This window comes from Streptomyces sp. NPDC107538, assembly GCF_055657445.1.
This window is the reverse complement of sequence record NZ_JBVKAY010000007.1, coordinates 415,665-433,544: the sequence shown is the minus strand read 5'-3', so window position 1 is coordinate 433,544 and position 17,880 is coordinate 415,665. Positions and strand designations below refer to the sequence as shown.

At 71.6% G+C, this 17,880-nt stretch carries 11 protein-coding genes and 1 pseudogene; 10 read left to right on the top strand and 2 right to left on the bottom strand.

Going from position 1 to position 17,880, the window contains the following annotated elements; genetic code table 11:
- Window positions 1–226 precede the first annotated feature (226 nt).
- The 5 genes from ACZ7MG_RS26555 to ACZ7MG_RS26535 are packed head-to-tail and all read left to right on the top strand — an operon-like array spanning window position 227 to window position 7,441.
- Window positions 227–1,630, top strand: coding sequence for an ABC transporter substrate-binding protein (locus tag ACZ7MG_RS26555; protein ID WP_471381080.1), 1,404 nt, complete (start codon window positions 227–229; stop codon window positions 1,628–1,630).
- Between the two features lies 1 nt (window position 1,631).
- Complete coding sequence (locus ACZ7MG_RS26550; protein WP_471381078.1) at window positions 1,632–2,510, top strand: carbohydrate ABC transporter permease; 879 nt, start codon at window positions 1,632–1,634, stop codon at window positions 2,508–2,510.
- The gene (locus ACZ7MG_RS26545) at window positions 2,507–3,370 is read left to right on the top strand and encodes a carbohydrate ABC transporter permease (protein WP_471381076.1); all 864 of its coding nucleotides are present in this window, start codon (window positions 2,507–2,509) and stop codon (window positions 3,368–3,370) included. The genes ACZ7MG_RS26550 and ACZ7MG_RS26545 overlap by 4 nt, the downstream gene beginning before the upstream one ends.
- 60 nt (window positions 3,371–3,430) lie before the next feature.
- A complete protein-coding gene (locus ACZ7MG_RS26540) occupies window positions 3,431–5,584 on the top strand; it encodes a beta-galactosidase (protein ID WP_471381074.1) in 2,154 nt (717 codons plus the stop codon).
- A gap of 48 nt (window positions 5,585–5,632) precedes the next feature.
- Window positions 5,633–7,441: an RICIN domain-containing protein gene (locus ACZ7MG_RS26535; RefSeq protein WP_471381071.1), complete on the top strand. Its 1,809-nt coding sequence runs from the start codon at window positions 5,633–5,635 to the stop codon at window positions 7,439–7,441.
- A 19-nt stretch (window positions 7,442–7,460) separates the two neighbouring features.
- Here ACZ7MG_RS26535 and ACZ7MG_RS26530 read toward each other — a convergent pair whose 3' ends face one another.
- Both ACZ7MG_RS26530 and ACZ7MG_RS26525 read right to left on the bottom strand, forming a co-directional pair.
- Window positions 7,461–7,973, bottom strand: coding sequence for an HAD domain-containing protein (locus ACZ7MG_RS26530; protein ID WP_471381732.1), 513 nt, complete (start codon window positions 7,971–7,973; stop codon window positions 7,461–7,463).
- A pseudogene (locus ACZ7MG_RS26525) lies at window positions 7,968–8,144 on the bottom strand (helix-turn-helix domain-containing protein); the annotation flags it as partial. The gene ACZ7MG_RS26530 and the pseudogene ACZ7MG_RS26525, both read right to left, overlap by 6 nt.
- A gap of 231 nt (window positions 8,145–8,375) precedes the next feature.
- On the opposite strand from ACZ7MG_RS26525, the gene ACZ7MG_RS26520 reads away from it, so the two are divergent.
- The 5 genes from ACZ7MG_RS26520 to ACZ7MG_RS26500 all read left to right on the top strand — a co-directional run bounded on the left by ACZ7MG_RS26520 (window position 8,376) and on the right by ACZ7MG_RS26500 (window position 17,800).
- The gene (locus tag ACZ7MG_RS26520; protein ID WP_471381068.1) at window positions 8,376–10,463 is read left to right on the top strand and encodes a bifunctional polysaccharide deacetylase/glycosyltransferase family 2 protein; all 2,088 of its coding nucleotides are present in this window, start codon (window positions 8,376–8,378) and stop codon (window positions 10,461–10,463) included.
- Window positions 10,460–11,596, top strand: a complete 1,137-nt coding sequence (locus ACZ7MG_RS26515; protein WP_471381065.1) for an LCP family protein — start codon at window positions 10,460–10,462, stop codon at window positions 11,594–11,596. Before ACZ7MG_RS26520 ends, ACZ7MG_RS26515 begins: the two co-directional genes overlap by 4 nt.
- Before the next feature lie 107 nt (window positions 11,597–11,703).
- Window positions 11,704–13,422, top strand: a complete 1,719-nt coding sequence (locus tag ACZ7MG_RS26510) for a sensor histidine kinase (protein ID WP_471381062.1) — start codon at window positions 11,704–11,706, stop codon at window positions 13,420–13,422.
- A 13-nt stretch (window positions 13,423–13,435) separates the two neighbouring features.
- Entirely contained in the window at window positions 13,436–14,113 is a 678-nt protein-coding gene (locus ACZ7MG_RS26505) for a response regulator (RefSeq protein ID WP_471381061.1), read from the top strand.
- 216 nt (window positions 14,114–14,329) lie between these two features.
- Complete coding sequence (locus ACZ7MG_RS26500) at window positions 14,330–17,800, top strand: S8 family serine peptidase (RefSeq protein ID WP_471381059.1); 3,471 nt, start codon at window positions 14,330–14,332, stop codon at window positions 17,798–17,800.
- Window positions 17,801–17,880 lie beyond the last annotated feature (80 nt).

Here is a 17,880-nt window from a genome sequence, read left to right as displayed (position 1 = left end):
ACATGATCGGCGCAGGGCCGCCCCCGTTCCCAGCAGCGTGCCCTGAGCCCCTGCGGCCAGGTCCCCTCACCTCCGCCTGGGCACCCTCGTCTCCCTCCCGGCCGCGCCCGGCCACTGAGGCGTTCCGCCCGGTCGTCGCGTCCGCCCTTTCGCCACCCCCACGCACCACACCCCCGCATGCCTTCCTCAGACATGCCTCCACCCTCGCCACCGCCCGGAGTTCACCATGCCCAGAAACGCGTTCACGGCCGCCTCCTCCACCCTCGGCTCGCCCATGAGCCGTCGGCTGTTCCTCACCACGACGGGTGCCCTGTCGCTCGGGGCGGCCCTGACCGCCTGCGGCGGCGGTGACTCCGGCGGCTCCTCCGGCTCCGCCGAGCCCGTCAGCCAGGCGGACATCGACAAGGCGATGAAGACGCCGACCGAGCTGACGTTCTGGACGTGGGTCCCCAACATCGCCAAGGAGATCGCGCTCTTCGAGAAGAAGTACCCGGCCGTCAAGATCAAGGTCGTCAACGCCGGTCAGGGCACCCCGCAGTACACCAAGCTGCGTACGGCGCTGAAGGCCGGCAGCGGAGCCCCGGACATGGTGCAGATGGAGTACCAGGCGATCCCGACCTTCACCATCACCGACAGCCTGCTGGACCTGCGGCCGTACGGCGCCTCCGAGTTGAAGGACAGGTTCGTCGACTGGACGTGGAGCCAGGTCAGCGGCGGTGACGGCGAGGTGTGGGCGATCCCGCAGGACACCGGGCCGATGGGGCTGCTGTACCGCAAGGACATCTTCGACAAGCACGGCATCGACGTGCCCGGCACCTGGGACGAGTTCGCGGAGGCGGCGCGCAAGCTGCACAGGGCCGATCCCGACGTGTATCTCACCAACCTCGCGGCCAACCAGCCCGCCGCCTGGCACGGCCTGCTCTGGCAGGCCGGTGCCAAGCCGTACGCGACCTCCGGCAAGAGCGACATCACCATCAGCGTCGACGACGCGGTCTCGCGGAAGCTCGGCGCGTACTGGGGCGGGCTGGCGAAGGAGGGCGTGATCAGCGTGGAGCCGGACTTCACCGACGCCTGGTACGCCGCCCTCAACCAGGGCCGGTACGCCACCTGGATCACCGCCGCCTGGGGCCCGGCCTTCCTCTCCGGCTCGGCCAAGGCGACGGCCGGCAAGTGGCGCGCGGCCCCGCTCCCCCAGTGGGACGCGGCGAAGCCCAGCTCCGGCAACTGGGGCGGCTCGACCACGGCCGTCATCCGCTCGACCAAGAACCCCATAGCGGCGGCGGTGTTCGCGCAGTTCCTCAACAGCGACCCGGCCAGCGCGAAGATGTTCGCGACCGAGCAGTTCTTCTTCCCGGCGACCAAGGCCCTGCTCACGGACGCGGAGTTCGTGGCGGACGCGCCGTCGTTCTACGGCGGCCAGAAGGTCAACCAGGTCTTCGCCGACATCAGCGCCACCGTGGACCCGTCCTTCCAGTGGCCGCCGTTCCTCGACCAGGCGGCGACCGACTGGACCGAGACGGTCGGCAAGTCCCTCGCCGACAAGACCGACACCGTCCGCGCGCTCGGCACCTGGCAGTCGCGCCTCACGACGTACGCCAAGAACCAGGGCTTCACCGTCAAGGGAAGTTGAGATGGCCGCCACACGCCGCCGACGCTCGGCGGGACCCCTGTTCGTCGCCCCCTTCCTGGTGCTGTTCCTCCTGCTCTTCCTCGCCCCGCTCGGCTACGCCGCCTACCTCAGCCTCTTCCAGACCCGCCTCATCGGCGGCACGACCTTCGTCGGCCTCGACAACTACGTCCAGGCCTTCGGCGACTCCCAGTTCCTGCACGGGGTCGGCCGGGTCGCCCTGTTCTTCGTCGTCCAGGTCCCCGTGATGCTGCTGCTGGCCCTGCTGTTCGCGCTCGCGCTCGACAGCGGCCTGCTGCGGCTGTCCCGGGTGATCCGGCTGGGCATCTTCGTCCCGTACGCCGTGCCCAGCGTCGTCGCCGCACTCATGTGGGGCTATCTGTACGGCCCGGACTTCGGCCCGTTCGCCCAGCTGAGCCGGAACCTGGACCTGCCCGTCCCGAACTTCCTCAGCGAGGGCTGGATGCTAGGCAGCCTGGCGAACATCGTGACCTGGGAGTTCGTCGGCTACAACATGATCATCCTGTACGCCGCCCTGCGCACCGTCCCGCACGAGCTGTACGAGGCGGCCGCGATGGACGGCGCCGGGGCCTGGCGTATCGCCTGGTCGATCAAACTCCCCGCGCTCCGCCCGGCGTTGCTGCTCACCCTGCTCTTCTCGGTCATCGGCAGCTTCCAGCTGTTCAACGAACCGAACCTGCTGATGAAGATCGCCCCGGACGTCATCACCAGCTCCTACACCGCCAACCTCTACGCCTACTCCCTCGCCTTCACCGGCCAGCAGGTCAACTACGCGGCCACGGTGTCCTTCCTCCTCGGCCTGGTCATCGTGATCGCCTCCTACGGCGTCCTGCTCACCGCGAACCGCCGGAGGACCCCATGACGACGGCCACCGCCCGCCGCAGCACCCCGCTGACGATCGCCATGCTGGCCGCCCTGGCCTACTTCCTGCTCCCCCTGTTCTGGCTGCTGGTCGCCTCGACCAAGAGCACCCAGGACCTGTTCAACAGCTTCGGCCTGTGGTTCTCCGACGCCCCGCAGCTGCTGACGAACATCAAGGAGACCTTCACCCAGGACGACGGGGTGTTCGCGCACTGGCTGCTCAACACGGTCCTGTACGCCGGGGTCAGCGCGGTCGGCGCGGCGCTGCTGGCCGCCGCGGCCGGGTACGGCTTCGCCAAGTACCGCTTCCGCGGCGACCGGGCCGCGTTCAACCTGGTCCTCGGCGCCGTCATGGTCCCGACCACCGCGCTGGCCATCCCGACGTATCTGCTGTTCGCGCAGGCGGGCCTCGCCAACACCCCGTGGGCGATCATCCTGCCCTCGCTCGTCAACCCGTTCGGCCTGTATCTGATGCGGGTCTACGCGGCGGACGCCGTCCCCGACAGCATCCTGGAGGCCGCGCGGATCGACGGCGCCGGCGAGGCCCGGATCTTCTTCCGGATCGCGCTGCGGCTGATGGGCCCCGGTGTGGTGACGGTCCTGCTGTTCACCCTGGTGGCCACCTGGAACAACTACTTCCTGCCGCTGATCATGCTCAACGACCCCGATCTGTACCCGATCACCGTGGGCCTGGCCTCCTGGGCCGCGCAGGCGCAGAACGGCGGCGCCGGGGCCAGCAGCGACATGCTCGCGCTGGTGGTCACCGGCTCCCTGATCTCGATCGTCCCGCTCGTCGTGGCGTTCCTGATGCTCCAGCGGTACTGGCAGAGCGGCCTGGCCACGGGCGGCGTCAAGCAGTAGGGCCCCCGGCCCCCGCACCACACGTACCAACTCCCCCACTTCTTCCGGAGGTTCCCCTTCATGGCGGCTCTGCCCGACCGCGTCCTGTTCGGTGCCGCGTACTACCACGAGTACGCGCCCACCCACGGCTCCCCCACGCCTCCCACCGACCGCCTCAAGAGCGACCTGGACCTGATGACCGAGGCGAACTTCACCGTCATCCGGGTGGGCGAGTCGGTGTGGTCCACCTGGGAGCCGGAGAACGGGCGGTTCGATCTCGACTGGCTCCAGCCGGTCCTGGACGGCGCCCACGAGCGCGGCATCTCCGTCGTCCTCGGCACCCCCACGTACGCCGTACCGCCGTGGCTGGCCCGCCAGTACCCGGAGATCACGGGCGAGCGGCGCACCGGTGAGCGCATCGGCTGGGGCGCCCGCCAGGAAGCCGACTTCACCCACCCGGCGTTCCGCTTCCACGCCGAGCGGGTCATCCGCAAGGTCGTCGGACGGTACGCCGGCCACCCCGCCGTCATCGGCTTCCAGGTCGACAACGAACCCGGTCTGCGCCTCTTCCACAACCACGGGGTGTTCCAGCGCTTCGTGGACCATCTGCGCGAGAAGTACGGCGACGTGGAGACCCTCAACCGCGAGTGGGGGCTCGTCTACTGGTCGCACCGGCTGTCGACCTGGGCGGACCTGTGGACCCCGGACGGCAACGAGCAGCCGCAGTACGACGTCGCCTGGCGGGAGTTCCAGGCCCGGCAGGTCACCGAGTTCATCGGCTGGCAGGCCGACCTGGTCCGGGAGTACGCCTCGCCGGAGCAGTTCGTCACCACCTGTATCTCCTACACCCGGCAGGGCGTGCAGGACGACGACCTGACCGACCGCCTCGACATCGCCTCCGGCAACCCGTACTACGACATGCAGGACGGCCTGCTGCTCCCCGACCCCACCCCGGACGGCCACGAGCAGAAGTGGAAGACAACCGGTGTGTGGTCGCTGTACCAGACCGCCGACTGGATGTTCTCCTCCCGCCAGGAGCCGTTCCTCGTCACCGAGACCAACGCCGGTTCGATCGGCATGGCCTGGGACAACCGGCCCGGCTACGACGGCCAGTGGCGGCAGGCCGCCTGGGCGCTCGTCTCGCGGGGCGCCCGGATGATCGAGTACTGGCACTGGCACACCCTGCACTTCGGCGCCGAGACCTACTGGGGCGGCGTCCTCCCGCACACCGGCCGGCCCGGCCGTACGTACGCCGAACTCGCCCGTCTGGGCGCGGAGTTCGAGGCGGCCGGTCCGCTGGTCGCCGGGTTGGAACCGGATGCCGACATCACGCTGGTGTACTCGACGCCCAGCAAGTGGCTGATGCAGAAGTACCCGCCGCTCGCGAAGCCGGACGGTGAACCGGACCCCGCCGCCTACCACCGCATCCTCGACCCCTTCTACCGGGGCGCGTTCGACGCGGGCCGCCAGGTCCGTATCGTGCACGCCCGCCAGTTGCACGACCCGAGCGACGAACGGGAAGGCCTGTCGCCCGAGGAGGCCGTCGGCCGCCACCCGGTCCTCGTCGTCCCGGCGCTGTACCTCGCCGCCGACTCGACGCTCGACTGGCTCGCCGCCTACGCCCACGCGGGCGGCCACCTCGTCCTCGGCCCGCGTACCGGTTACGCCGACGACGAGGCCCGCGCCCGCGCCGAGCGGGCCCCCGGGCGTCTCACCGAGGCCGCGGGCGTCGGCTACGACGAGTTCGGCAACCTCGTACAAGAGGTACCGGTGCGGTCGGCGCCCGGCGGCTCGCTCCCGCTCCCCGAGGGCGCGACCGCCACCCGCTGGGTGGACGGTCTGACGGTCACCGACGCCGAGGTGCTCGTCGCCTACGACCACCCGCACTTCGGGCGCTGGCCCGCCGTCACCACCCGCCGCCACGGCGCGGGCCGGGTCACCCAGGTCGGTACGGTTCCCGGCCGTGCCCTTGGCCGGGCGCTGGCCGAGTGGCTGACGCCGGCCGCCCGCCACGCCTGGGGCGACCTCCCGGCGTCCGTGACCGCCACCACCGGCACCTCACCCGACGGGCGCCGCGTCCACATCGTCCACAACTGGGCCTGGGAGCCCGTGAGCGTTCCCGTGCCGGTGTCCCTGTCCGACGTGCTGACCGGGGCCGCGCTCCCGGCCGAATCGGCGCTGGACCTCGGCCCGTTCGACGTCCGCGTGCTCGTCGCCGACGACACCCGGGTCTGAGAGCCCCGACCAGTCAACCGTTCTTGATCCATCCCCGAAGGAGGGGCTGTGCACAGCAGAAGACTCGGCAGAGCGCTGGGCGTCGTCGTAGGAACCTCGGCCCTGCTCGCCATCCCCCTGGCGGGCAGCGCCCAGGCGTACGACCCGACCGGCGGAACCCTGTACCAACTCGGCGGCGAGCCCTGTCTGAAGGGGCGGGGCAACTGCGCGGTCTACCCGAAGTCGGCGCAGCTGCCGAGCGGCCGGCTGGTCGCCTCGTTCGAGAAGTCGACGGTCGTGGAGGCCACCGGCAGCGCGGACCGGCAGACGCTCCCCGTTTACAAGAGCGACGACGACGGCACGACCTGGCAGCCGCTGTCGGAGGTGAAGGCCCCGGCGTATCTGTCGAAGGACCCCCGCTACGCGAAGTACACGAGCAACTGGACGAACCCGTACCTGTACGTCCTTCCGCAGCGCGTCGGCGGTCTCGCGGCGGGCACGCTGCTGCTGGCGAGTGTGGTCTCGGGCGACGACCGGTACTACAAGGAGCACAAGGCCGCCGACCCCGACTGGACGCCGTCCAACGACGGGGACCGGAGCGACATGGCGATCGCCCTGTACTCCAGCACCGACGACGGCAGGACCTGGAAAGTCCTCAACGTCGTCGCGACCGGTGGCTGGCAGGGCGGCAGCGCGGGCGCGGTCGGGCAGAACGTCGCGAACGCCAACACGCACCGGCAGGTGGACCCCCTCTGGGAGCCCTACCTGATGGTCCACAAGGGGAAGCTCGTCTGCTACTACTCCGACGAGAACGACTACCTCGGCTTCGACCCGGCCACCGGGGTCCCGCGCCTCGACCCGGCGAACGACACCGCCAAGGACTCGCACGGCCAGATCCTGGTGCACAAGACGTGGGACGGCAGTGGTGCGAAGTGGAGCGATCCCGTCGTCGACATCGCCGGGCTGACCGAGGACATGGGCGGCGGCAAGAAGGAGATCGGCGGCGGCCGGCCGGGCATGACCAACGTCGTCCCGACCTCGGACGGCAAGTGGCTGCTCACCTACGAGTACTGGGGCGGCGGGGCCAACACCCGCTACCGGATCGCGGACGACCCGCTGAAGTTCTTCCGCGGCTCCCCCACCGGTATGGGCGTCGACGCGCTGCCGGTCGTCTCCGGCTCCCGTCCGCTCGCGGCGGGCGGCAGCCCGGTCCTGATCCGGCTCCCCGACGGACGCCTCGTGTACAACGCCGCCGGCAGCGGGAGTGTCTGGGTGAACGGCAGCGGGCGCGGTGACGGGGTGTGGAAGGAGTACCGGACGACCTCGCGGGCCGGCTACAGCCGCAACCTCCAGTACGTGGACGGCACCGGCCGGGTCGTGATCCTCAACAACCAGGGCACGTCGACGATCGCGTACGCCGAGGTCGACCTCGGGCGATCGGCGGGCGCCTACCGGCAGTTGGTGAACCGCAAGACCGGCCAGGTCATCGGCACCGGGAACAACACCACCGACGCGGACCTCGGCAACGGGGACGTCCCCGACGTCGTCCTGGAGGACGCCGGGGCCGCCGCCGACCCGGACACCCAGTACTGGCACGTCGTCACCAAGTCCGACGGCGGTGTCACGCTGCTCAACAAGTCGGGCGGTCGCGCGGCTGCGGTCTGGACCGGCAACGCGACCGTCGGTCAGCGGATCGGCCAGTGGGTCGACGACAGCCGCGCCGGCACCTGGACGGTCATCCCGTCCACGGAGGGCCACGTCAAGCTCCGGTCCACCAAGAACCCGGACCTCTACCTGACCGGCGCCTCCGCCGACGCCCCGCTCACCCTCCAGAACGCGACCTCGGACGGCTCCCAGGACTGGAAGCTCGTGCGGTAGCGGGCCCGAAAGCAGTTGCTCACCCGCCGGCCAGCCATCTCTGGAACACGGTGAAGTCGGCGGGGGTCAGCCCCACTTCGGGTTCCACGCGGTGCAGGAGGGCCCGTCCCGGGTGGTGCCGTGCCACCCAGGCCCGGTCGAGTCCGGTGATCTCGTCGTCGGCCCAGATGAACGGCCGCCCGGCGGCGGTACGGACGAGGGCCCGGGTCTTCCAGTCCAGCAGATCGGCACGGTCCTCCTCCGGTGCCTCCGGCAGCTCCACGACCGGCAGCGGCGGCAGTCCGAGGAGCGGGGCTATGACGTCGTTGGCGTCGCCCATCCACGCGGTGGCCCACATCAGCGCGCAGGGCAGCCGCAGCAGGCGCGGGCCGTGGGTGAGGTCGATCCTCGCCAGCTTCGGGTTGGACGCGTGCTGCCAGTCGCCCCACTCCTCGGCGGCCGACGGGAGCCGCGCCCCGCCGTAGGGCAGCACCGTGCCGTCGACGTCCAGGAAAAGCAGCGGACGTCCCGTGGGGTCGGTCTCCCGGCGCAACAGATCTCCCGGCTGGCATGCGAGCACCTCACAGAGGGCCGCGAGGGTGGTGAAGCGGACCGCCTCGGCCCGGCCGTTCTTGAGCACCGCCAGGTCGGCGGGGGTGATGCCCACATGGTCCGCGAGTTCGCGCCCGACCGGCGATAGAAATCTATCGAAAATCGATAGCACCGGCAAGCAGTGACCGATGGCTCTCCGTCAACTGCGGGGTCTGGTAGGTGCGTTCGGGTCTGCACATCGGCAGACCCGGTCGGCCCCTTCGGTAGACGCGGTTCACGCGGAGGGCACGCCATCCTGCTGCGGAAACCTCTCGGAAGGCATCCGGATGCGCGTGGAACGCTCGGCTCTCGGCACTCTCGCCGCCCTCGGCACGGTAAGGATCCGAACCGGGAGCACCACAGGATGAAGGGGCGGCACGCTTTCTCCCCCGTCCCCCGCGGGCACTGGCTCCTACTGGTCGTCGTCCTCTCCGTGCTGGTGTCCGCCTTGCTCTTCGAGGGCTGGACCCGCAACGAGGTGGACGCCTCACGAGCGCGGCTCGCGTGCACCCGGCCGGTACCGAAGGCCGTGGCGGAAGGCGGCCCCGTGCTGCGCGTCAGCGGCGACCGGGTGACGTCGGCCGGGATGCCCGCGCATACTGTCGCGCTCACGTTCGACGGTGGACCGGATCCCGTCTGGACCCCGCGCCTGCTCGACCTGTTGCGCGAGCACCGGGCACGCGCCACCTTCTTCCTCGACGGGTCCCGGGCGGCCCGGCACCCGGAACTGGTACGACGTGTCCTCGCCGAAGGACACGAGATCGGGTCCCACACCTACAGCGGCGACGCCCTGGGCCCGGCGTCCCGGACCCGCCGCCGACTGGAACTGTCGCTCACCCAGCGGGCACTGGCCGGTGGCGCGGGAGTGCGCACCGCACTGTTGCGGATGCCGGGGACCACCACCGTGGACACCCTGTGCGGGGCCGAGTGGGGGGCGGCCGTGCACGCCGCCGCGGACGGATACGCGCTGGTCGCCGCCGACGACCCGGCCCGGAAGCCCGCGCGCGGCGCGATCCGCCAGTTCAGCCACACCGGCCTGGGCCACGGCGAGGCGCGGCGGCTGCTGCGCGGCAACCCGAACGCAACGTTCACCACCGTGACGGCCGGGCTCGGCCGGGCCCCGGCGAACACACCGGCGTCCTCCTCCGAGCGCCGGGAGGGCGCCGCCCTGCTCCGGGCCGCCGTCGTCGGGCGGACGCTGGCCGACGGCATGACCTGGACGCTCGTGGCGGTGGGCACGCTGGTCGCGTTCCGGCTGATGATGCTGGCCCTCCTGGCCCGCGTCCATGTCCGGCGCATCGACCGTGCGCCGGCCGGCCCCGGCGCCGGCCGGCGGGGAGGGGTGACCGATCCGGTGACGGTCCTCGTCCCGGCGTACGACGAGGAGGCGGGGATCGGGTCCACCATCCGCTCCCTGCTTGCCTCCACCCACCGGCCTCTGCAGATCCTGGTGATCGACGACGGGTCGACGGACCGCACGGCCGCCGTGGCCGAAGGCGTCGGCGATCCCCGGGTGACGGTGATCCGCCGTCCCCACGCCGGCAAGGCCGCCGCCCTCAACCACGGCCTGTCCCGGGCGAGGCACGACATCGTGGTCATGGTCGACGCCGACACCGTCTTCGAGCCGGACGCCGTTCACCGGCTCGTCCAGCCGCTCGCGGATCCGGCCGTGGGTGCGGTCAGCGGCAACACCAAGGTCGGCAACAGGCGTCGGCTGCTCGCCAGATGGCAGCATCTAGAGTACGTCTTCGGGTTCAACCTCGACCGCCGCACGCTGGATGTGCTCCAGTGCGTACCGACGGTGCCCGGCGCGATCGGCGCCTTCCGACGGACGGCACTCATCGAGGTCGGCGGCGTCAGCGACGACACCCTGGCCGAGGACACCGATCTCACGATGGCCCTGTGGCGGGCCGGCCGGCGAGTGGTCTACGAGGAGTCCGCGATCGCCTGGACCGAGGTCCCCGTCTCGCTGCGCCAACTGTGGCGGCAGCGCTACCGCTGGTGCTACGGCACCCTCCAGGCCGTGTGCAAGCATCGCCACGCCCTCGTGGAACGGGGCGCCGCGGGACGCTTCGGCCGTCGTGGGCTGGTCCATCTCACGCTCTTCCAGATCCTCCTGCCGCTGTTCGCGCCGGTCATCGATGTCTTCGCCCTGTACGGGGCCCTCTTCCGCGACCCGGTGGAGGCGGCCGTGCTGTGGCTCGCCTTCCTCGCCATGGAGATGTGCTGCGCGGGATACGCGCTGCGGCTGGACGGTGAACGGGCCGGGGCGCTGTGGGCCATGCCCCTGCAGTCCTTCGTCTACCGGCAACTGATGTACCTCGTCGTCATCCATTCCCTGGTCACGCTGCTGATCGGCAGACGGCTGAGGTGGCAGCGTCCGCACCGCACCGGCACGGCCGGCCAGGAGTCCCGTCCCATGGAGCCGACCAGCAGGGAGTACGCGGCATGAGCGACCGGCCGAGCACCTGGATCGACTTCGACGGACACGCGGATGAGGCGGTGATGCCCGCACCGCGTCCGATCACGAGGGAGGCGGGCGTCCGCGTCGCGCCCCGGCGGCGGCCGGCCCGCGTCCGCCGGAGCCTGGTCCGTCGCATCGGGCGGACGCTGCTCCTGCTGGGGCTCGTCCTCCTGCTCGTCCCGGTCGGCCTCTACCTGGGCGCCGACGCCTCGCTGAACCGTCAGGTCGATCTCGGAAAGGCCGGCGACCGGCCACCGCGGGGCGTGGGCACCAACTACCTCGTCGTGGGCTCCGACAGCCGGGAGGGCCTGAGCGAGGCGGACAGGAGGAAACTGCACACGGGCTCGTTCCAGGGGGGCCGTACCGACTCGATGATCCTGCTGCACACCGGCGCGCACGGCACCACGATGGTGAGCCTGCCACGCGACTCGTGGGTGACGATCCCGGAGACCCTCCGTCCCGAGACCGGCAAGCTCCGTCCGGCGTCCGAGGACAAGCTCAACGCGGCGTACTCCCTGGGCGGCCCCGAACTGCTCGTACAGACCATCGAGCACAACACGGGCCTGCGCGTCGACCACTACGTGGAAATCGGTCTCGGCGGCTTCGTCGACGTCGTGAACGCCGTCGACGGCGTCGAGATGTGCGTGGACCGTGACATCAAGGACGAGGACTCGGGCCTTGATGTGAAGCGCGGCTGTCAGGTCCTCCACGGCGCGCAGGCGCTCGCGTTCGTCCGCCAGCGCAAACAGGAGGCACGCGGCGACCTGGGCCGTACCGGGAACCAGCAGAAGTTCCTGGCCGCCCTAGCGGAGCGAGCCACCCGACCCGACGTCGTACTCAACCCGTCCAGGTTCCTCTCGACCGCGGAGGCGGGCCTCGACACCCTCGTCGTCGACGAGGGCACGGGCCTGCCCGAACTCACCGCGCTGCTGCGGGCGGTACGGAAGGTCTCGGGAAGCGGCGGCGGCCGGCTCACCGTTCCGGTGTCCGACGTGCGCTTCCGTACCGCCAAGGGCATCGCCGTGCGGTGGGACGGCCCGCGGGCGAAACAGCTCTTCGCGCAGCTGCGAAACGATCGGCCGGTCACCTCTCCGCCGGCCGGCTCGGGGATGTCGAACTGACCCCCCAGGGCCCGGCGATGAACGAAGGACGGCTGGCAACCGTATCCCGTGTCGTGCGGGAGGCTCAGGCTCTGGCGTCTCCGGGCGCGCGTCCGACGGAACGGGTCGTGCGGGAGATCGGGCTGCTCGGCCTGATCGCGTTGATCACCTGGGGGTCGGCGAGCCTGTGGAGCAACCCCGAATGGACGCCGACAGCCTCCGTTCCGGAGGGGCTCCTGACCTGGGGGGCGATGGGCGGCGCGGTGTTCACCACGCTGCTCCGGCTGTGGTCGCCGGCCGTCGCCGTGGTCGGCGCGACCGCCTTGTTCGGCTTCTGGCCCGCGTCGGGCAGCGCGGTCGCGGTGGCGGCCTTCGCGGTCTGCGGGCGGCACCGGTCGGCGGGGCGGCGGTTCGCCGTCCTGGGTACGGCCGCTGCGATCGGCTACGGCGTGGCCGTGCTCTCCAGCCCCCTGCCGACCATGGTGCTGACGACGTTTCACCTGTTCACGGCCCTGGTCTGTCTGGGACTGCCGGCCGGTGTACGCGCCCTGCTGGGAACGGCGGACCGCGTGATCCACGCGCTGCGGGAGCGTGCGCTGTTCGTGGAGGACAACTACCGGCTGGCCCAGTCGACGGCACGCCTTCAGGAACGGTCCCGTATAGCCCAGGAGATGCACGATCAGCTCGGCCACCGGCTCAGCCTGATCTCCCAGTACGCCGGCGCCCTGGAACTGGCATCGGCGGGGAGGGCGCGAGCCGACGACGGGAAGGGCGACGGCGGGAAGGGCGACGGCCGCGAGGCCGAACTGATCCGCGGTACGGCTCAGACCGCCATGCGCGAACTGCGCCTCATTCTGGGCGTCCTGCGCTCCGCCCGCCGCGAGGACGCGGCGCTGCGGCCGGCCGGGGAGACCGGTCTGCGCGCGGACATCACGCGGCTGGTCGAGCAGTCCCGGTCGGCGGGCGTCACCATCGGGTTGACGTGGCGGGGAGACGATCTGCGTGACGTCGCCGCGCCCGTACGACGGGCCGTGCACCGCGTCGTCCGCGAGGGGTTGACCAATGTGCACAAGCACGCGTCCGGTGCGGCGGTCTCGGTCATGGTCGAGCGTGGACGGGACGCCGTCCGCGTGGACCTCCGCAACGGAAGCGGCGGTAAGCGGCCTTCCGGCGGGGCCCCGCTCGCGTCCGGCACCGGAATGGGCCTCGTCGGAGTGCAGGAGCGGGTGACCCTGCTGGGCGGCGGTTTCTCCGCCGGTCCCACCGAGTGCGGCGGTTTCCGGATGCGCGCCGAACTGCCTCTGCGCGTGCCGCCGGGGCCGGTTGTCGGCACCCGGCCGGTCACGCGGAGCGAGACGGCCACGGACGACCGATCGCCACCGGCCACGGTGGCTCCGAGCACGACGGCTCCGACCACCTCGGCTCCGGCCACGGTGGCTCCGGCCGACGGACCGCAGACGCCCTTCGGCCATGGGGTGCGTCTGGGGACGTCCGCGGTGCTCGCCGCCTGCCTGGTCGGTGTCACGGCGCTGGTCACCGTGGGGCTCCATGTGCTGCCGTGGACCTCGGCGGAGTACCGGCGGATGGTGGAAACGCCCGCGTCGCGGACGGTGACGATCGGCATGGCCCTCGATCGGGTGGCCCTCCTCGTCGGCCCGGACGACCCCCTGGCACGGTTCGCCGCACGACGCGTCGAGTCGCCTCCCCCGTCCCCCGGCGCCTGTCTGTACACCCAGGAATGGCCGGAGGAGCAACGGATGCTGATCGTCCGGTTCTGTTTTCGCGAGGACCGTCTGATCGCCGTCGACCGCTACGAGATCGGCGACGGTGTCGCCGGTGGTCCTTGAGGAGCGGGCGGACATGAACGACGACCCGACCGGGCCGATCCGGGTCCTGCTGGCCGACGACGAGGCACTGATGCGGGCGGGCCTGCGCCTCGTCCTGGCCCATGACGCGGGCATCGAGGTGGTCGCGGAGGCGGCCGACGGCGCCGAGGCGGTCGACCTCGCCGTCCGCCACCGCATCGACGTGGTGCTGATGGACATCCGGATGCCCCGCGTGGACGGTCTCGCCGCCGCCGAGCGGCTGGCCGCCCTGGTGCCGTCGGTGCGGGTCGTCATGCTCACCACGTTCGGGGAGGACGAGTACATCACCCGCGCCCTGGAGGCCGGCGCCGCCGGCTTCGTCCTGAAGGACACCGGCCCTCAGGAACTCATCCAGGCGGTACACGTCGCCGCGCGCGGTGACGCCGTCCTCTCTCCGCGCATCACGCGGGGCCTGATCGACCAGTACGTGCTCACCCGCGCACGACGGACCACCGAGGCACGGCGGCTGATGGAAGTCCTGACCGCTCGCGAGCAGGAAGTGCTCGTGCTGGTCGGACTCGGTCTGTCCAACGCCAGGATCGGCAGCAGGCTCCATATGGGCGAGGGCACCGTCAAGACCCATGTGCGGCACATCCTGACCAAGCTGAGCTGCGCCAACCGTGTCCAGGCCGCGATCCTCGCCCATGACGCCGGCCTGCTGCCGGCCGAGTGAACCTGCCCCTCCCGCGAAGCCCGCGCCCTCTACCGATCGGACGAGCGGACGTGGCCGATCGGAAGAAGTGCCCGGCCGTCCCCCCGAGCGAGAGTCGGACGCGGCCGGTCGGCGTGCGCCCGGCCGGTGTCGGTCAGCAGCGGCCCGTGACCGTCACTCATGTCCTGTGCCGCACAGGCCTGTTCGGGAGGGATCATCCAGTTGGGGACCACACGCGTGGACAGACGAGGCACGACACACAGGGCGGTACTGGCGGGCGTCGCCTCCGCCGCCCTGCTGGGCCTGACCGGCGGGACACTGCCGGCGACCGCCGCACCGGGAAAGGGAGTTGACGGCAGCGCGGGAACGGGAGTCGACGGCCGGGCGGGCTCGGCACGGAGCGCACCGGGCCGCACCGTCGAGCGGATCACACTGATCACCGGGGACGCGGTGGACCTGGATTCCAGGGGCAGGGTCACCGAGGTCACCCACGGTCCCGGACGCACCGGGATACCGGTGTCGGTACAGCGCTTCGCCGGCCACACGTATGTGACGCCCGCCGATGTCGCCGGCCTGCTGGCCGACGGCACTCTGGACCGCCGGTTGTTCGACGTGACGGGGCTCGCCGCCTCCGACTACGACGACGCGCACCGGCGGACTGTGCCGCTGATCGTGACGTACGAGAAGGGCGCCGCGCAGGGCGACGCCCGGCGGGCGCTGCGCGCCGCGGATGCCGACGTGGGGCACCGGCTGCCCGTGGTGCGCGGGGAGTCGATGACCGTCCCCAAGGCCCGGACCGGCCGGTTCCTGGCGGCGTTGACCGACCCTCGCCGCGGTTCGGCCCAGTCCCTGACGACCGCTCCCGGTATCGAACGGGTCTGGCTGGACGGCCGCAGGAAACTCGACGCGGCCCGGCACTCCCCGGCGGCGGCGAGGAAGGCGGGTGATCCGGATCCACGAGGCGGCCCGGTCCAGATCGGCGCGCCCGTGGCGTGGCGGGCGGGCTACGACGGCAGGGGCGTCACCGTGGCGGTCCTGGACACCGGCATCGACTCCACCCATCCCGATGTGCGAGGGGCTGTCTCCGAGGCCAAGGACTTCGGCGGCAGCGGCACCACGGACGACACCGACGGGCACGGCACCCATGTGGCCTCCACCATCGCCGGGTCGGGGGCCAGGAGCGGTGGGAAGTACATGGGCGTCGCGCCCGGCGCACGGCTGCTCGTGGGCAAGGTCTTCGACGGCCCCTTCGCGACGGACTCGGCGATCATCGCCGGCATGCAGTGGGCGGTGCAGCGGAAGGCCAGGATCGTCAACATGAGCCTGGGCAGCACGGATTCCGTCGGTGCGGACCCCATCGAGCAGGCGGTGGACGACCTGTCGAAGTCCTCCGGCACCCTGTTCGCCGTCGCGGCGGGGAACGAAGGGCCCGGCGACCACACGGTGGGCTCTCCCGGCTCCGCGGAGTCGGCGCTCACCGTGGCCGCCGTGGACCGTGAGGACCGCCTCGCCGACTTCTCCAGCCGAGGGCCGACCGCCGGCGACACCCTCAAGCCCGACCTGTCCGCCCCCGGTGTGGACATCGTCGCCGCCAAGGCCGTCCACAGCCAGGGAGGCGACCCCGCGACCCCTGGCTACGTCCCGATGTCCGGCACCTCGATGGCCACCCCCGCGGCGGCCGGTGCCGCGGCCGTCGTCGCCCAACAGCATCCGCGGTGGACAGGGCAACAGCTGAAGGCCGCACTGATGGCCTCCGCCGAGCCGCTCGCCGGACAGAGCGCCTACGCGGTCGGGGCCGGCCGAGTCGACCTCGCCCAGGCCATCCGCCTCACGGTGAGCACCGGGCCCGCGTCCCTCGATCTCGGCGTCCAGCAGTGGCCGCACGGCGACGACCCGTTGGTCTCTCGCACCCTCACCTACCACAACCTCGGCGACCGGCCGGTCGCTCTGGACCTGTCGATGTCGGATCCGGTCCGTCCGGGCGGCGGGGCCGCGCCCGCCGACGTGTTCACGGTCTCGCCGTCGCGGCTGACCGTCCCGGCGGGCGGTACGGCCGACGCGACCGTCACCGCCGACACGCACACCGCGGGTCTCGCCGACGGGCTCTGGTCCGCCCTGGCCGTCGCGAAGGGCGACGGGCAGACGGTACGCACCCCGGTCGGGGTGGTGCGCGAGGAGCGGTCGTACACCCTGACCCTCAAGGCCACCGGCCGCGACGGAAAGCCCGCCCGGAACATCAGTGTGGCCGTGGCCGACCTGGACGGGGGCCGGACGCACCTCCCGTACGACTACGGCGACCAGGACGGTGACGGCGTCGTCACCGTCCGGCTGCCCGAGGGCCGGCACCTGGTGGACACCAGGATGGAGCATGCCTCCGGGAGCCGCACCGAGCTGTCCTGGCTGGTGACGCCCCGGCTGGTGATGGACAAGGACCGCACGCTGACGCTCGACGCGCGCACCGCCAAGCCCGTCCGCGTCACCGCACCCGACCCCCGGGCCCGTGTGCGCGGCGCGCAGCTGCTCGTCGCGGCCGGTGACCCGAAGAACGGTTACTACAGCGGGCTGTTCGCGGACGACTACGACAGCATCCGTGTGGCGCAGGCCGGGCCCTCCGCACCGCCGGGGGACTTCATCGCCCAGTACGGCGGGATCTGGCAGCGCGGAGCGACGGATCCGCTGTACGCCCTCGTGGTCGACCGCCGGGGCTCGATGTTCACCGGACTCGACCGGACCGTCTCCGCGCGCGGCCTGGCCAGGGTCGTCACCTCCACCGGCCCGGTCCCGGCGGGCGCCCTCGTCACGCCCGGCGCCGCCTGGACCGTGCCCGGCTGGGAGGACGAGATATTCGTCCCGGACCTCGGCGGGGTCGCGCGGAAGGCGCCGTACCGCTCCGGGATCCACTACGTGTCCACGGAGCGGGGCCTGCGCTGGAGGCTGAATGCGACCGTCGGCTCCGAGTCCCGCCCCCGGCTGGGCACCTGGGAGGGCGATCTCCACCGCTACGAGCCCGGCCGCACCTACCGGGAGAAGAGCTTCGGCACGGCCGTGTTCGGCCCGTCCCTCCCGGCGGACTACGGAGGAGCCTACTCGGGGGCCTACTACCAGATCTGCGTGCCGATGTTCAGCGACGGTGCCGGCCACACGGGCTTCCTCGACTCGACCGAAACGGCCTACCGCACCCGCTTCACGACGGACGGCACCGTCCTCTTCGACGAGGAACAGGATCTCTGCGACCTCCCGGTCAACAGCGGGCTCAAAGACCGCGGCGCCCGCTACCGGCTCAGCGTCGACGCCTCCCGCGACGCCGCCGTGTACCGCGTCGGCACCCGCGTCCTGGCGGTCTGGGACTTCAGTCTGCGGCCCTCGCCCACCGAGTTCACCACCATGCCCCTGTCCGTCGTCCGCTTCACACCGGACCTCGGTCTGGACAGCACCGCCAAGGCGGGCACCCGCATCACCGTCCCCCTGGTGGTCCAGGGCGCGGCGTCCGCTCCGGGCGCGCTCGCGTCGCTGACCGTCAAGGTGTCCTACGACGGCGGGCGTACCTGGAAGAACACGACGGTCCGCGCCACGACCGGCGGCAAGCGGTCCGTGACACTGACCCAGCCGAGCACCCCGGGATCCGTGTCGTTCAAGGCCACCGCCACCGACACCCGGGGCAACAGCGTCACCCAGACGCTGATTCACGCCTACCGCACTGTCCGCTGACGGAAGGAGGAATACGTATCTGCCTGCCCGATCGCGTCGATCGGGCAGGCAGGCGCGCAAGGCGGGCGGATGGCCGGGGC

Bases quoted from the DNA above. Each gene is read 5' to 3' on its own strand.
- ACZ7MG_RS26515 (WP_471381065.1), top strand. From the start codon at position 10,460: ATGAGCGACCGGCCGAGCACCTGGATCGACTTCGACGGACACGCGGAT.
- ACZ7MG_RS26540 (WP_471381074.1), top strand. From the start codon at position 3,431: ATGGCGGCTCTGCCCGACCGCGTCCTGTTCGGTGCCGCGTACTACCAC.
- ACZ7MG_RS26520 (WP_471381068.1), top strand. From the start codon at position 8,376: ATGAAGGGGCGGCACGCTTTCTCCCCCGTCCCCCGCGGGCACTGGCTC.
- ACZ7MG_RS26555 (WP_471381080.1), top strand. From the start codon at position 227: ATGCCCAGAAACGCGTTCACGGCCGCCTCCTCCACCCTCGGCTCGCCC.
- ACZ7MG_RS26505 (WP_471381061.1), top strand. From the start codon at position 13,436: ATGAACGACGACCCGACCGGGCCGATCCGGGTCCTGCTGGCCGACGAC.
- ACZ7MG_RS26545 (WP_471381076.1), top strand. From the start codon at position 2,507: ATGACGACGGCCACCGCCCGCCGCAGCACCCCGCTGACGATCGCCATG.
- ACZ7MG_RS26550 (WP_471381078.1), top strand. From the start codon at position 1,632: ATGGCCGCCACACGCCGCCGACGCTCGGCGGGACCCCTGTTCGTCGCC.